Annotated in this window: 12 protein-coding genes and 2 tRNA genes; 13 read left to right on the top strand and 1 reads right to left on the bottom strand. The window is 53.7% G+C overall.

Going from position 1 to position 14,952, the window contains the following annotated elements:
• Nucleotides 1–17: 17 nt before the first annotated feature.
• The 3 genes from EYC82_RS05700 to EYC82_RS05690 all read left to right on the top strand — a co-directional run bounded on the left by EYC82_RS05700 (nt 18) and on the right by EYC82_RS05690 (nt 4,182).
• The gene (locus tag EYC82_RS05700) at nt 18–1,856 is read left to right on the top strand and encodes a 1-acyl-sn-glycerol-3-phosphate acyltransferase (protein ID WP_279248580.1); all 1,839 of its coding nucleotides are present in this window, start codon (nt 18–20) and stop codon (nt 1,854–1,856) included.
• 228 nt (nt 1,857–2,084) lie between these two features.
• Nucleotides 2,085–3,089, top strand: a complete 1,005-nt coding sequence (locus EYC82_RS05695) for a phytanoyl-CoA dioxygenase family protein (RefSeq protein WP_279248579.1) — start codon at nt 2,085–2,087, stop codon at nt 3,087–3,089.
• Nucleotides 3,090–3,279: 190 nt separating this feature from the next.
• Entirely contained in the window at nt 3,280–4,182 is a 903-nt protein-coding gene (locus tag EYC82_RS05690; RefSeq protein ID WP_279248578.1) for a TylF/MycF/NovP-related O-methyltransferase, read from the top strand.
• A 353-nt stretch (nt 4,183–4,535) separates the two neighbouring features.
• Here the strand turns inward: EYC82_RS05690 and EYC82_RS05685 are convergent.
• Nucleotides 4,536–4,611: transfer RNA gene (locus EYC82_RS05685), tRNA-Asn, on the bottom strand.
• Between the two features lie 153 nt (nt 4,612–4,764).
• On the opposite strand from EYC82_RS05685, the gene uvrB reads away from it, so the two are divergent.
• From uvrB to EYC82_RS05635, 10 genes are all read left to right on the top strand, one after another.
• Entirely contained in the window at nt 4,765–6,783 is a 2,019-nt protein-coding gene (gene uvrB / locus EYC82_RS05680; protein ID WP_279248577.1) for an excinuclease ABC subunit UvrB, read from the top strand.
• A gap of 355 nt (nt 6,784–7,138) precedes the next feature.
• Nucleotides 7,139–9,070 carry a threonine--tRNA ligase gene (gene thrS, locus EYC82_RS05675; RefSeq protein WP_279248576.1) on the top strand — a complete coding sequence of 644 codons (1,932 nt, stop codon included), beginning with the start codon at nt 7,139–7,141 and terminating at the stop codon, nt 9,068–9,070.
• Nucleotides 9,000–9,596 carry a translation initiation factor IF-3 gene (gene infC / locus EYC82_RS05670; RefSeq protein ID WP_479722994.1) on the top strand — a complete coding sequence of 199 codons (597 nt, stop codon included), beginning with the start codon at nt 9,000–9,002 and terminating at the stop codon, nt 9,594–9,596. Before thrS ends, infC begins: the two co-directional genes overlap by 71 nt.
• Before the next feature lie 60 nt (nt 9,597–9,656).
• Nucleotides 9,657–9,851, top strand: coding sequence for a 50S ribosomal protein L35 (gene rpmI, locus EYC82_RS05665; protein WP_271484880.1), 195 nt, complete (start codon nt 9,657–9,659; stop codon nt 9,849–9,851).
• A gap of 30 nt (nt 9,852–9,881) precedes the next feature.
• Nucleotides 9,882–10,238, top strand: a complete 357-nt coding sequence (gene rplT / locus EYC82_RS05660; protein ID WP_279248575.1) for a 50S ribosomal protein L20 — start codon at nt 9,882–9,884, stop codon at nt 10,236–10,238.
• Between the two features lie 164 nt (nt 10,239–10,402).
• Nucleotides 10,403–11,416: a phenylalanine--tRNA ligase subunit alpha gene (gene pheS / locus EYC82_RS05655; RefSeq protein ID WP_279248574.1), complete on the top strand. Its 1,014-nt coding sequence runs from the start codon at nt 10,403–10,405 to the stop codon at nt 11,414–11,416.
• Nucleotides 11,417–11,430: 14 nt separating this feature from the next.
• Entirely contained in the window at nt 11,431–13,806 is a 2,376-nt protein-coding gene (pheT, locus tag EYC82_RS05650) for a phenylalanine--tRNA ligase subunit beta (protein WP_279248573.1), read from the top strand.
• Between the two features lie 9 nt (nt 13,807–13,815).
• The gene (ihfA, locus tag EYC82_RS05645; protein ID WP_279248572.1) at nt 13,816–14,121 is read left to right on the top strand and encodes an integration host factor subunit alpha; all 306 of its coding nucleotides are present in this window, start codon (nt 13,816–13,818) and stop codon (nt 14,119–14,121) included.
• Complete coding sequence (locus tag EYC82_RS05640) at nt 14,099–14,464, top strand: MerR family transcriptional regulator (RefSeq protein ID WP_279248571.1); 366 nt, start codon at nt 14,099–14,101, stop codon at nt 14,462–14,464. The genes ihfA and EYC82_RS05640 overlap by 23 nt, the downstream gene beginning before the upstream one ends.
• A 71-nt stretch (nt 14,465–14,535) precedes the next feature.
• Nucleotides 14,536–14,612: transfer RNA gene (locus EYC82_RS05635), tRNA-Pro, on the top strand.
• Nucleotides 14,613–14,952: the final 340 nt, after the last annotated feature.

Below are 14,952 nucleotides of genomic sequence, written 5' to 3'. Positions count from 1 at the left end.
TGGTTATACTGGGTAACATGATAACAAGAAAAGACACTTTGCCTGCGAGCGAGGCGCACACCTTGCTGGATGAGCCAGATTTTATCGAGGAGCTCATAGCGGCCTCTGTCGTCACCGGAAAGAGTGAGGTTCAGGCTCGAAAGTATGCGCGCAAGTGCTTGATCGAAATGGCGGCGACGCCCAGTGAATCGTGGCTTGCGCCCGCTGCGCGTTTTGCGCGGTTCATTTACACACGTAGCTACGAGAAAAAGCTCGATATCAATACCGAGGCGTTGCAGGAGCTGCACGAGTTATCCCGCGACAACCTCCTGCTGTTTCTGTGGTCGCACAAGTCGCATATGGACAGTTTCGCATTTCTTGTGTCGTTATATGAAAATGATTTTAAACCGCTGCCGCTTGTCTTTGCCGGCATCAATATGAACTTTTTCGGTTTTGGTACATTGGCGCGGAAGGTAGGTTCTATTTTCCTGCGACGAGAATTTCATGACGACCCTATTTACAAACTCGTGTTCCGCCACTATATCGATTACCTCATTCGCAACCGGCTGCCGCTGACGTGGTCTATCGAAGGCACTCGCTCGCGGACCGGCAAACTATCGCCGCCCAAGCTGGGAATTCTTACCTGGGTGCTGGAGGCGTGCGAGCGACAAGATATGCAGAACGTAAAGTTCGTGCCCGTCTCCATTGCTTTCGACCGGATCGCGGAGATCGACGATTACGTGGCGCTGCAGCAGGGCCTGCCGAAGCGCAAGGAATCACTACGCTGGTTTATGAATTACGTATTCGGTATGAAAGACCCCTACGGAAAAATTTATGTACGCTACGGTGAGCCCGTATCGATTGGCGATGTGGATGGTGCGTCGGTGAGCGGTGACGCGCGGGGATTAGCGAGCACCGACGCTGCTGGGGACGGACCCTCCCTCGCGACGCGGGTCGCTTTCGAAATCTGCACGCACATTGAAAAGGTTACGCCCATCAAAGCTGCAGATGTTCTCACCATGGTGCTGCTGGGCGCAGATGGCAGGGCGCTAACCGAGGAGGAAGTTTATCGGCAGGCACGTGAAATCGCCCAGTTGGTGCGTGAGCGCGGTCTGCCATTGGCTCAGGGTTTTAGCTTGGAAGGTTTGCAGCAGGTTTCTGCCGTGCTGCTTTCCATGCGCGGTTCGAAACTGGTGCGGGAGTTCGCCAAGGGGCGGATGCCGGTATATTATATTCCCGATGACAGGCAAATCGCTGCGGCTTACTACCGCAACACCATTACGCATTATTTTCTCGCCGCCGCAATGGGGGAGGTGGCCCTAGCGATCGGCGCAAGCGATATCAGCGTGACCCGGGAAGAGGAGCTACGTGAGCGTGTCGAGTGTTTGCGTGACATGTTCAAGTTTGAATTTTTCTTTCGACCAAAGGGTGAGTTTTTTGCTGAGGTGCTGCAGGAGACATCACGTCGTTACAGCGACTGGGCCGGCGGAGAGACCTCGCTGAAAAAGCAGTTGCGCGAGTCCCCGCCGCGTTTCGGACACGCCATTTTACGTTCCATCGCCGAGGCTTATTATGTGGTGGCGGTCGCTCTGGACGAACTGGGGGAAGAGCCTGTCACGGATGTTAAAAGGTTTGCTGCGGAGCTTCTGCAGCCGGGACGCGAGATGCTTTTGCGTCGCCAAATCAATGGTGAGTCATCGATTTCCAGTGATCTCTATGCTACCGGGCTTCAACTCGCGCAGCACCGTGGGCTATTGGTAGCTGACGGCCACAATCTCGCCGCGAGGCGTAAGGCATTTTTTGATGAGGTCTCTGAGGTGCTCACTGCAATTAACCTTCTGCAGACCAACTACAATGTTGCGTGGTTTAGATCATAGCGCATATTCGTCTAGCTTTCGGCCTTGGTCGGTGTGGGTCACGCGCAGTGCTATAATTATCTTCCAATCGTAACATTGCTTGGATATTGCCAAATTCCTGATTATTTAACTGACCTAGATCACCGAAATTAGTTCGGCTTTCAGATCTGGTTGTCAGACGTTCAGCAAACGCTGTACACTCTTTCTCAACTATAAAACGTTGAGTTTGTCTAAATACTATCTCGTGCTATGAATAATTTTAAAATACACGCTGATAACCTGTTACGAAGAGATCGTTACCTCGACCGTCTCAATGCGCGTGTTGAACACTTCGCTACGACACAATCTTTGCCGTCCAGACGGGTGATCGACGACGCGAGAATAAGCAGCCCCGTGGATTTTGAGGTGCCTGAGGTTGAGGCAGACGTTCTAACTGTAGATATTGTGAAACAGGCGATAAGTGACAAGGGTTGCCTTATCGTACGCAACTTTCTCAACGAGGAAGACGCGCAACAGATGCAGTCCTACGTGGATTATTCTTTTAAGCTGCACAACAAGCCGGAAAAAAAACTTAGTCAATACCTGCTGAAGCAGGTGGAGCTGGCGAAGGCTGTTGAGCATACAAAGGATGATATCGCGAAGCACCGTGAGACTAACAAAACTTACACTGATATCACCAAAATCGCTCGTAAGCTTGGTCGTACGCTGGGCCAGTCTAGCTCGCAGCTGACAGCTACGACACCTATTATTACCGATAAGATTTTGGCGCTTTACGATCGCAAAGGGCTCAAAGACCTGCTCACTGATTATTTTGAGAACGAGCCCTGCGTATCCATTTACAAATGGGTTTTGCGTAAGGCTATGTCGCCGCCTGTGCCGATCGACTTTCACCAGGACGGTGCTTTTATGGGTCCCGGCATCGACAGCCTTAATGTATGGGTATCGCTTTCCGATTGTGGTGGTGATAGCGGCGCTCCCGGTATGGATTTCGTACCGGTGCGTTTGAAGAGTGACTTTGAGAAAGGCACGGGCTCGATGAACTGGACGGTTGCCGAAAGCGCCGTGCATGATGTGTATGGTCAACAGGCTGTCGTTGCGCCGCGTTTTAATCGAGGCGACGCCTTGTTTTTTGATCACTTTTTGGTACACCGTACGCAACATGTCGCCGACTGTGTTAGGAGCCGCTACGCGGTTGAGACGTGGTTTTTTGACTCCGTGAATTTTCCGAAAAACCAGATTCCAGTGAAGTGGTAAACATAGAATTCGGGCTATTTCGCACATATTGCGCGCGGGTCAGTGCCACTGGATTCGTAATACGTATGAGATGATTGGCGCAACGGCGGTATTCTGCTCCGATATACTGATATCTGTTCTACCGGATATGCAATGAGCCTAATTGAATGTTTATCCCACGTCTGCAGGCTGCATTATGGTAAAAAATAGGATGAGCAATAGACGGCGGGCGCTCAAGCTGGCCAGGCAGATCTACGGGGTGTTATCCGGACCGTTAGCGATTGTGATGTTGACGTACTCTCGCCAGGTTCATGGCAGCTACAACATGGGTTGGTTGCGTCGTATGTGCCTGGGATTTCGTTTCTGGTACAACTTTTCGCGGATGACCTCAGGCACCAACTGGCGTGCACACCTCGTGATTGCGATGCGGCTTTTGGAGATACCTCCCGAGGTCAAGGGCTGTGTAATTGAATGCGGATGCTGGAAGGGTGGTGCCACCGTCAATCTATCGCGCATCTGTGCTGCGGTCGGGCGCGAACTGAAAATTTACGATTCGTTTGAAGGATTGCCTCCGCCCAAACCCGGCGACTTGATTGCGGAGAGAAGCTTTAGCAAGGGTTTTGTTGCCGGTGTTTTCGGTGGCGCGTTGGAGGAAGTGCAGGCTAATGTCGCTAAGTTTGGTGCGCCTGAAGTGTGTACTTACCACAAGGGGTGGTTCGAGGAGACTCTGCCGTCTCACGAGGGTGATATTGTACTGGCCTTCTGGGATGTAGATCACTACTCCAGCCTGCATGATTGCCTGCAACACCTCTGGCCCCACATTGTTGAAAAGGGCTACCTTTTCATGGATGAGTATCGCGAGGTTGAATATTGTTCCGTATTTTATTCCGAGAAGTACTGGGAAAAGTACTTCGCCTGTGCGCCGCCCGGTTTGATCGGTATTGGCACCGGAGTGCAGGTCGGTATGTTCTACACTGATCCCTCTATTGGTTTTGGGTCACTGGGGTTGCTCTATGCTGATAGCATAGGTTACACCCAGAAAGGAGTGAGGCGTTGTATCTGGGAATATTACCCGGACGAAAGCTCTGAGAGCGATCAAGCTCAAGCGTCTTGAGCTACGGCAAGTGGCTAGTCGTCAATAGCAAGCCTAATCGGTTCTGCCTGTGATCGGCTTGTCCGCCTAAAAACACGTTTCGGCAACTTGTCGAACACGTTTTGTTGTGTCGAATCGGAGTTTTATAGCGTGCCAGTTAAAGGTCACGCTCAAGCGGATTATCGACTATTTTGATAATGATGATATTGAAGGGATGGTCAAGATTGCCGAACATAACATAACGCGCTGTCGGGCGGGGCCGCTTCGCCAAGATGTCCGCTTGCAGCATATGGAGCAACCGTCACACCCACGCTATTAGGCGCAAAACAAAAAAAGGCTGCATTTCTGCAGCCCTTTGATGTAAACGTTGAATATGGCTCCGCCTGCTGGGCTCGAACCAGCGACCCAATGATTAACAGTCATTTGCTCTACCAACTGAGCTAAGGCGGAACGGCTTTAGCCGAAGCGGGGGTATATTAATGATGAGATGGGGCCGGGTCAATCGCTAATTGCGCCAGCAGCGGATCATTCGATTTGGGCTGCATTTGGTCTCAGGCTGGACGATAATAGGAGGTTGTTCAGACCAATCATCACAGGAATACCGTGACCAGACCCTTTAAGGTACAGTCCAGCTTTAATCCCGCCGGGGATCAACCTGCTGCCATTGCCCAGCTTGTGGATGGCACACGCGCGGGTTTAGCGGCGCAAACGTTACTCGGAGTCACCGGGTCTGGCAAGACATTTACCATAGCTCACGTGGTAGAGGCGATGCAGCGGCCGACCATTGTGATGGCGCACAACAAGACATTGGCGGCCCAGCTGTACGGCGAATTCAAGGAGTTTTTCCCCGATAATGCGGTGGAATATTTCGTCTCCTACTACGATTATTATCAGCCCGAGGCCTATGTTCCTTCGTCGGATACCTTTATCGAGAAAGATGCCTCGGTGAACGAGCACATCGAACAGATGCGTCTTTCCGCCACCAAGGCGCTGCTCGAGCGCAGCGATTGTCTCGTCGTGGCCACTGTCTCAGCCATTTATGGTCTGGGTGACCCGAACTCTTATTTCAAGATGCTGATCCACCTGTCACGGGGTGAAATTATCGATCAGCGGGACATACTGCGCCAGTTGGCAGATCTTCAATACACCCGCAACGACACGGATTTTCGGCGCGGCACCTACAGGGTGCGGGGCGACGTCATCGACATCTACCCTGCGGACTCTGAACGCGAAGCAGTGCGTATCGAACTGTTCGATGAGGAGATCGAAAGCCTCTGCTGGTTTGATCCTCTCACCGGTGCCGTAGAGAACCGGGTGGCCCGGGTCACCATTTATCCCAAGACGCACTACGTGACTCCTCGCGAAACCATGTTGTCCGCGGTGGAGCATATCGAGGAGGAGTTAAGCGGGCGTCTCGCCCAGCTCAAGGATCTCAATAAGCTGGTTGAGGCGCAGCGCCTGGAACAGAGAACCCGCTACGACGTTGAAATGATTCGAGAGCTGGGGTACTGCACGGGCATAGAGAACTATTCGCGGTATTTATCCGGTCGCGCGCCGGGAGATCCGCCGCCCACCCTGTTCGAATACCTTCCAGATAATGCCCTGGTTATTGTGGACGAATCTCATGCCAGCATTCCCCAGATCGGCGGCATGTACAAGGGTGATCGCTCCCGTAAGGAGACCCTTGTGGAATTCGGTTTCAGATTGCCATCGGCGTTGGATAATCGCCCACTGCGATTCGAGGAGTGGGAGCATCTTGCGCCACAGATGATTTTTGTGTCTGCCACGCCCGGCCCTTACGAGCAGGACAAGGCCGGCCAGGTTGTTGAGCAGGTGGTCAGGCCGACAGGACTTGTGGACCCTGAAGTGGATGTGCGGCCGGCGGGCACGCAAGTCGATGATCTGCTGGGCGAAATTCATCAGGTGGTGGAGGAGGGTGACCGCGTATTGGTGACAACCCTGACCAAGCGCATGTCGGAAGATCTCACGGAATACCTCAGTGAACACGGTGTGAAGGTGCGCTATCTGCATTCCGATATTGAGACAGTGGAGCGAGTCGAGATAATTCGCGACCTTCGGCTCGGCGTATTTGATGTGCTTGTAGGGATTAACCTGTTGCGCGAGGGGTTGGATATGCCGGAGGTTTCTCTGGTGGCCATCCTTGATGCGGATAAGGAAGGTTTCCTGCGGTCAGATCGCTCGTTGATTCAGACTATGGGTCGTGCGGCTCGCCATCTAAAGGGCCGGGCAATCCTTTATGCGGACAAAATCACCGGTTCGATGGAGCGAGCCATGGCTGAGACGAGCCGTCGCCGCGAAAAACAACTGGCTTACAATGAGAAACACAATATTACCCCGGTGGGCGTAACCAAGTCAGTTCAGGACATTATGGAAGGCGCACGGCGTATGCCTACCCGTGGCAAGTCCAGGACGAAGCAGGCGGAGGAAAGCAGGGTGCCCTTTGGCGCCGAACTCGAAAAGCTGACGCCGGCAGCTCTGGCGCGCAGGATAAAGCAATTGGAAAGTCAGATGCATGAGCATGCGATGAACCTTGAATTTGAAGAGGCGGCTGCTCTGCGAGACCAGCTGGCGGAATTGAAACAGGCCGCATTTGTGAGCTGATAGCGCGGAGCAATGCAAGACGCAAGCACATAGCAGCGAATGATAACCATGATGTTGTTTTTTTGGCTGCCGATTGGGTAGCTCAGCAGTACCGCCCGGCAGTGTCGATTGGCCAGCGGTTGGCCGTCCTAAATGCGGCCAAACAGTGACACCGCCTGTATTGCGGTTCACCCTGATGAAAAGCAGCCGGGGGCAGGCCTGGAGACCAGGTGACGTCGCTTCTTTTCCTGCGTTGCTGCGATTAAATTTACCCTCGAGACGGGCTTTTCATTGACCGCTGTTTCGGGCAATATGCGCGTCCACTCGACCTGCACGTGGCCTTTGGTAGGGGCCACCACTGACAGAGGAATACACAATGCCCGTAATTACCCTGCCGGACGGCAGTCAGCGTTCGTTCGATAACCCTGTTTCAGTCCACGATGTTGCCGCTGATATTGGCCCTGGTCTCGCCAAGGCCGCCCTAGCGGGCGTGGTGAACGGCCGAGAAGTCGATACCTCGCATGTGCTGGAGGGGGATGCTCAGCTGGCGATTATTACAGATCGCGATGAGGCCGGATTGGAAGTCATTCGCCATTCCACTGCCCACCTTTTGGCGATGGCCACGCAGGAGCTGTTTCCGGGCGTACAGGTGACGATCGGCCCTGTGATTGATGACGGTTTCTTTTACGATTTTGCTACCGGGCACGCGTTTACCCCAGAGGATCTGGAGAAAATCGAGAGGCGGATGGAAGAGCTTGTAGTGGATGACCTACCCGTCGAGCGTATCGTGGTCAGTCGCGAGAAAGCGGTAGAAGTGTTCCGCAATATGGGCGAACACTACAAGGTTCAGATCATTGAGGACTTACCCGAGAACGAGGAGATCACGCTCTATCAGCAGGGTGCCTGGATGGACCTGTGCCGTGGCCCGCATGTGCCGCGCACTGGCAAGCTTAAGGCGTTTAAACTGACCAAAGTGGCCGGCGCCTATTGGCGAGGTGATTCCAGCAATGAAATGTTGCAGCGTGTTTACGGCACGGCTTGGGCTAACAAAAAGCAGCTCAAGCAGTATCTGACGCGGATAGAGGAAGCGGAAAAGCGGGATCATCGTAAAATTGCTCGCAAGCTCGATCTGTTTCACGTGCAGGAAGAGGCGCCGGGAATGGTGTTTTGGCATCCCGCTGGCTGGAGTATTTACCAGACTATTGAACAGTACATGCGAGGGGTGCAGCGAGATAGCGGTTATCAGGAAATTCGGACACCTCAATTAGTGGATCTGTCTTTGTGGGAGAAGTCTGGTCACGCCGACAAGTTTGCTGACGATATGTTTATGCTGGAGTCGGAAGAGCGGAATTTTGCCGTGAAGCCGATGAATTGCCCCTGCCATGTTCAGGTGTTTAACCAGGGGCTGAAGTCGTACCGCGATCTGCCCCTGCGTCTGGCTGAGTTTGGCTCCTGTCATCGCAATGAGCCCTCTGGATCCTTGCACGGTATTATGCGGGTTAGGGGTTTTGTGCAGGACGATGCCCACATTTTTTGCACCGAGCAACAAATACAGCCAGAAGTGTCTGCTTTCATTGATGTCCTCCATGCGGTTTACGACGACTTTGGCTTCAAGGAGGTCATCTACCGTCTCTCGACGCGTCCTGCGCAGCGAGTGGGTACGGACGCGGACTGGGATCGTGCTGAAAAGGCGCTGGCTGACGCGCTGGATGCCCAGCAACTACCCTGGGAAGAATTGCCCGGTGAGGGGGCCTTCTACGGCCCGAAAATCGAATTTTCGCTCAAGGACTGCATCGGGCGGGTCTGGCAACTGGGTACTATCCAGGTTGATTTCTCTATGCCAGGAAGGCTGGACGCTCAATACGTGGCAGAGGATGGCACCCGCCAGGTGCCGGTGATGTTGCATCGCGCTATCCTGGGTTCTTTCGAACGTTTTATCGGAATTTTGATCGAACACTACGAGGGAGAATTTCCTCCGTGGCTGGCTCCAACGCAGGCGGCGGTGCTCAATATCACCGATAAACACGCCGAATATGCCAAGAAAGTCGAAGAATCGTTGAAAAACAACGGCTTTCGGGTCATTTCGGACTTGAGAAATGAGAAAATCGGCTTTAAAATCCGCGAGCACATAATTCAGAAGGTTCCCTACCTGCTAGTGGTGGGGGATAAAGAAGTGGAATCACAGACGGTGGCCGTGCGTGCCCGTCGTGGTGAGGACTTGGGATCAATGGATCTCGATGCGTTTACTGAACGCCTTGCCAACGATGTTGCACGTCACGGTCGCATTGCATTGGAGAATCAGGATTAAGAAGGACGGCAAGGGCGCCAAGAAGGCGCTCATCAACGACCAGATCACAGCAGACCCTGTTAGGTTGGTAGGGGCTGAGGGTGAGCAAATAGGTATTGTTGCTCTGAGCGAAGCTCAGGCGGCGGCTGAAGCTGCAAGCATGGACCTCGTACAGATCGCTGAGTCAGACCCTGCGGTCTGTAAGCTGATGGACTACGGTAAGCATGTCTTTGAGATCAAAAAGCAGAAGGCGGCGCAGCGCAAGAAGCAGAAGCGCACGCAAGTAAAAGAAATGAAGTTTCGTCCAGGGACGGAAGAGGGAGACTACCAGGTAAAACTACGCAACCTGACACGTTTCCTTGAAAATGGCGATAAAGCCAAAGTCACCCTGCGGTATCGCGGACGTGAAATGGCTCACCAGGAAATCGGCATGGAACTGCTCAAACGAGTAGAAGCTGATCTGGTCGAATTGGGCGCTGTCGAGCAATTTCCAAAAATGGAAGGTCGACAGCTCACAATGGTTATTGCTCCAAAGAAGAAGACTTAGTGGCCTGTGAATGCCCTGGTCTCTTAAACATTTAATGACGCAAATGCGGAGTATTTGATTATGCCTAAAGCAAAAATTCACAGCGGGGCTGCCAAGCGGTTCAAAAAAACCGCCGGCGGTTACAAGCGCAAGAGCGCTCACAAGAGTCATATCCTGACCAAAATGACGACCAAGCGTAAGCGACAGCTGCGCGGTACCTCTATGATCCATAAGAGCGACGAAGTACTTATCGATCGTATGTTGCGTGCCAAGTAATCGGTTATCAGACAGTAAAGGAGAAGACAGATGCCTCGCGTAAAACGTGGTGTGGTGGCAAATCGCCGTCACAAAAAGATATTGAAGCAGGCCAAGGGTTACTACGGCGCACGTAGCCGGATATTCCGGGTAGCAAAGCAGGCGGTCACCAAGGCCGGACAGTACGCCTACCGGGATCGCCGTCAGCGCAAGCGCCAGTTTCGCGCGCTTTGGATTACGCGTATCAACGCCCAATCCCGTGCTAATGGCCTGAGTTACAGCCGACTGATCAACGGCCTGAAAAAGGCCGATGTGCAGCTTGACCGCCGTGTGTTGGCGGATTTGGCCGTGCACGATAAGCCGGCCTTTGCAGCGATCGTGGAGCAAGCGAAGGCCGCGCTGGTCTAAGCCCACCCTCACCGCGAGAGCGGTTCGCTGGCGACAGGTAATATTAAAAGGGAAAGGGCGGTGCTCTTTCCCTTTTTTTTTGCAGCGGGTGCAGCAAGATGCAGTGCACCCATAAAAGTAGAGCGACTAGCCGTCTCACTTGGACGAGTTCAGAGATTGATTAAATGGAAAATCTTGAAAAACTTGCTGAAGAAGCCAGAGCTGCGATTGCGGCAGCAGTAGGCGGTAGTGGGCTGGAACAATTGCGGGTCGAGTACCTGGGCAAGAAGGGTCAGGTCACAGCATTATTAAAGGGGCTCGGGAAGCTTTCCGCCGAGGCGCGTCCGGAAGCGGGCGCGCGTATTAATGTTGTGAAGCAGGAATTGCAGGATTTGATAGGCGAACGCAAGCAGGTGCTGGAAGCGGCGGCCGTTGATGCGAGGCTCGCACAGGAAGTAATTGATGTCACTCTGTCAGGCCGAGGCCAGGGCACTGGCGGAACTCATCCTGTGACACGGACTATCGAACGTATGGAGGACTTTTTCAGTGCGATCGGTTTTGAGGTAGTAGAGGGCCCCGAGATCGAAGACGACTACCACAACTTCGAAGCGCTCAATATTCCGGCACACCACCCCGCACGAGCCATGCACGATACCTTTTATGTGGATGAGCACACGGTATTGCGCACCCATACTTCACCGGTGCAGGTGCGTGTGATGGAAAGCAGCGAGCCACCCCTCCGTGTGATTTGTCCAGGACGGGTATACCGCTGTGATTCTGATCTAACTCACAGTCCCATGTTCCATCAGGTTGAGGGGTTGTTGATAGACGAGCATTCCACTTTCGCGGATCTTAAGGGACTGATCGAGGAATTCCTGCGGCAGTTTTTTGAGGCGGAATTGGCGGTGCGTTTCCGTCCCTCCTATTTTCCGTTTACTGAACCCTCGGCAGAGGTGGATATCCAGTGCGTAAATTGTGGCGGTGACGGGTGCCGTGTTTGCAGCAGAACGGGGTGGCTGGAGGTAATGGGCTGCGGGATGGTGCACCCGCGGGTATTTGAGTACTCAGACATTGATACCGAACGTTATTCCGGGTTTGCTTTCGGAATGGGGGTAGAGCGTCTGGCCATGTTGCGTTATGGCGTGAATGACCTGCGCCTATTTTTTGACAATGATCTACGTTTTCTCGAGCAGTTTTAAGGGGGTCTGTCAGCGTGAAATTCAGTGAGCAGTGGCTGCGAGAATGGGTTTCTCCGGACTTGAATACCAGGGAGTTGGCCCATCAAATCACAATGGCCGGCCTTGAGGTGGACGCTATCGAACCGGTAGCGGGTACTTTCAGCGGGTTGCTAGTGGCTGAGATTGTTGCAGTAGAGCCGCACCCGGATGCAGATAAACTCAGGGTCTGCCAGGTCCGTACGGGTGGCGAGACGGTGCAGGTGGTCTGCGGTGCTCCCAACGCAAGAAAGGGATTGAAGGCGCCGCTTGCAACCGTGGGGGCGAGGCTCCCTGGGGGTATGGAAATCAAGAGTGCAAAGTTACGCGGTATTGCGTCGACGGGTATGCTCTGTGCGGAAGAAGAGCTTGGGCTGTCGGAGGCGTCGGAGGGTCTGATGGAATTGCCAGCCGATGCGCCAGTAGGTGAGAACCTGAGAGATTACCTCGGTCTGGATGACCAGGTTATCGAGATTGGGCTTACCCCAAACCGAGCCGACTGCCTGAGCATGGCAGGCATTGCAAGGGAAGTCGCTTTGCTCAACGATTTATCGGTAACGCCACCTCTATTCAGCACTGCGGATATTGCTAGCCAGGACAAGGTGCCCGTGCGACTGGAGGCGTCTGAATCCTGCCCTCGCTATATTGGTCGGGTTATCCGTGATGTGGATGTCTCGCGCCCCACGCCAACGTGGATGCAGGAGCGCTTGCGACGTGGCGGCGTGCGCTCGATTGATGCGGTGGTGGATGTCACCAATTACGTACTGTTGGAACTGGGTCAGCCGATGCATGCCTTTGACTTGGCAAAGCTCAATGGCGGTATTGTTGTGAGGCTTGCGGAACAGGGTGAGTCGCTGGCATTGCTGGACGGTCAGACTGTGGATCTGCGCGCGGATACGCTGGTTATCGCTGATGAAAACGGCCCCCTCGCCATGGCGGGCATTATGGGTGGGCAGCCTTCTGCCGTTAGTGCTGAGACCCGCGATCTTTTTCTGGAGTCCGCATTTTTTGCGCCGCAGTTGCTGGCGGGTCAGCCGCGCTCCTACGGATTGCATACTGATTCTTCTCACCGGTTTGAGCGTGGAGTAGATTTCACGCTGCAGCGGACGGCAATGGAGCGCGCGACTCAGTTGCTTATTGATATTGTTGGTGGGCAGGCTGGCCCTGTGATCGAAGTAGTCGAAGACAGTGATCTACCGCCGCGTCCAGACGTTACACTGCGCGCCGCCCGCATCGAGAAAGTGCTTGGTTTCGATATGGAGGGGGCTGAGGTCGAGCGTATACTCGCAGGCCTTGGTTTAGGGGTCACGACGACTAGAGACGGATGGCTCTGCGCGATACCCAGCTGGCGTTTTGATATCAGCCTGGAAGTAGATCTGCTGGAGGAGCTGGCCAGAGTCTATGGTTACAATAACCTGCCAGTGACGCGAATACGCGCTGATCTCGCATTACCTTCACGGCCGGAGTCGCAACTCTCTGTGCGCTGCGTGCGTCGACATTTGGGTGCGAGGGATTACCGTGAGGCGATTACCTACAGCTTTATCGAGTCGGCACTGCAGAATCGGTTTGATCCAGAGCAGGCTTCAGTCGCGTTGAGCAATCCGATATCCAGTGACATGGCCGTGATGCGCACCAGCTTGGTTCCTGGCCTGTTGGGTGCCGTGCGCCACAACACCAACCGTCAGCAGTCCAGGGTGCGGATGTATGAAACCGGCCTACGCTTCCTGCCGTCGAGCAAAGAGCTGAAGCAGGTACCGACACTTGCGATGATTTTGACCGGTGAGCGTGAGCCAATAGGCTGGGACAGCGAAGCGAGTGGCAGCGACTTCTTCGACCTCAAGGGCGATTTAGAGAGTCTTCTTGCGTTGACCCGCCGCGCGCACGAGTTTGAATTTACCGCGGCGGCTCTGCCGGGCCTGCATCCCGGACAGACAGCCCGCATAATTTGCGACGGGGAAGCGATCGGCTTTATCGGCGCGATTCACCCCTCGGTGGGGAGTGATATGGGTTTTGATGTGCCGGTGTATGCCTGCCAGTTAGATCTTGCTGCCGTACTTGATGCCGGTGTACCTCAATTCCAAGAACTGTCTAAATTTCCAGAGGTTAGACGCGATATCTCATTTGTGATTGATAAGTCCACGGTGGTGAAGCCACTGTTGGATGAGGTCCGTTCAGCGGCGGGAGTTTACCTCAAGGACTTAAGGCTTTTTGATGTCTATACAGGCAAAGGTATTGATCCTAAACGAAAAAGCTTGTCGCTGGGTTTGACATTCCGGGATCAATCACGCACTCTTGGCGATGAGGATGTGAATCTGGCAGTAGGTCAAGTCATTGATCTACTGGAGAAAAATTATAAGGCTGTGCTAAGAAAGTAGGTAGGGAACATGGCTGCTCTGACGAAATCCGAAATGGCTGAACGCCTGTTTGAAGAGCTTGGGCTCAACAAACGAGAAGCCAAGGAAGTAGTGGAGTTGTTCTTCGAGGAGATCCGCAGTTGCCTCGAGAATAACGAGCAAGTGAAATTGTCCGGTTTCGGTAATTTCGATTTGCGGGACAAGAGCCAGCGTCCCGGCCGCAACCCCAAGACAGGTGAGGAGATTCCGATCTCCGCCCGCCGTGTTGTGACTTTCCGGCCCGGCCAGAAGTTAAAGGCCCGAGTAGAAGAATATGCTGGAACCGACAAACAATAATGAACTCCCCGCAATCCCGGGTAAACGCTATTTTACGATCGGCGAGGTTAGTGAGCTTTGCGCAGTCAAGCCGCATGTCTTACGCTACTGGGAACAAGAATTTCCGCAGCTAAAGCCCGTTAAGCGTCGTGGCAATCGACGTTACTATCAGCGTGCAGATGTTTTGACCATCCGGCAGATTCGCGGTCTTTTATACGATGAGGGCTACACGATCGGTGGCGCTCGACAGCGTATGTCTGATGAGACTGGAAGGGGCGCCGCGCCTGCGGACGTGCAAGCCGTTATAAAAGAAACCATCAAGGAATTGGAGGACGTGCTGGAAGTCCTTTCGCCGGCCAAATAGCCTTTTTATCGTACTCATGATTGGAGTATAATACGCGCCTTCTCGCTGATCGTGATCAGCAAAAATAATCTCGGGGCGTAGCGCAGCCTGGTAGCGCACCACACTGGGGGTGTGGTGGTCGCAGGTTCAAATCCTGCCGTCCCGACCAATAGCAGAGCCTGCAGACTCAACAGGCACTGGATGCACAATCGCTCCCGCTCATTCTGGGAGCTGCGCACCAAGCATTTACTAAAGCGCCCTTTGGCGCTTTTTCATTTTCTAGTGTCTCAAAACCCCCACTTTAAGAGCCGGTAATTCACTGGGGCTAAGTCATTGCAGTAGTCTGAGAGCGTGACCCGCGCTGCACCTTCTTCAAAAGTCGAAGTGAAAGCAAACGTGGTGTATCGCGAGAAAAACTCCCTTACTGCTCAACACGCTGGGGCCGTCAGGCAAGACGATTCAGGACCGTGTCCAGGGTTGTCTATCCCGCGAGTCCGGGCTCTATGACG

The organism is Candidatus Marimicrobium litorale, from assembly GCF_026262645.1.
In the GTDB taxonomy this organism is placed as follows: Bacteria; Pseudomonadota; Gammaproteobacteria; order Pseudomonadales; family Halieaceae; genus Marimicrobium; species Marimicrobium litorale.
Note: the sequence above shows the minus strand (reverse complement) of the source record. Positions and strands in the feature narration are given on the sequence as shown.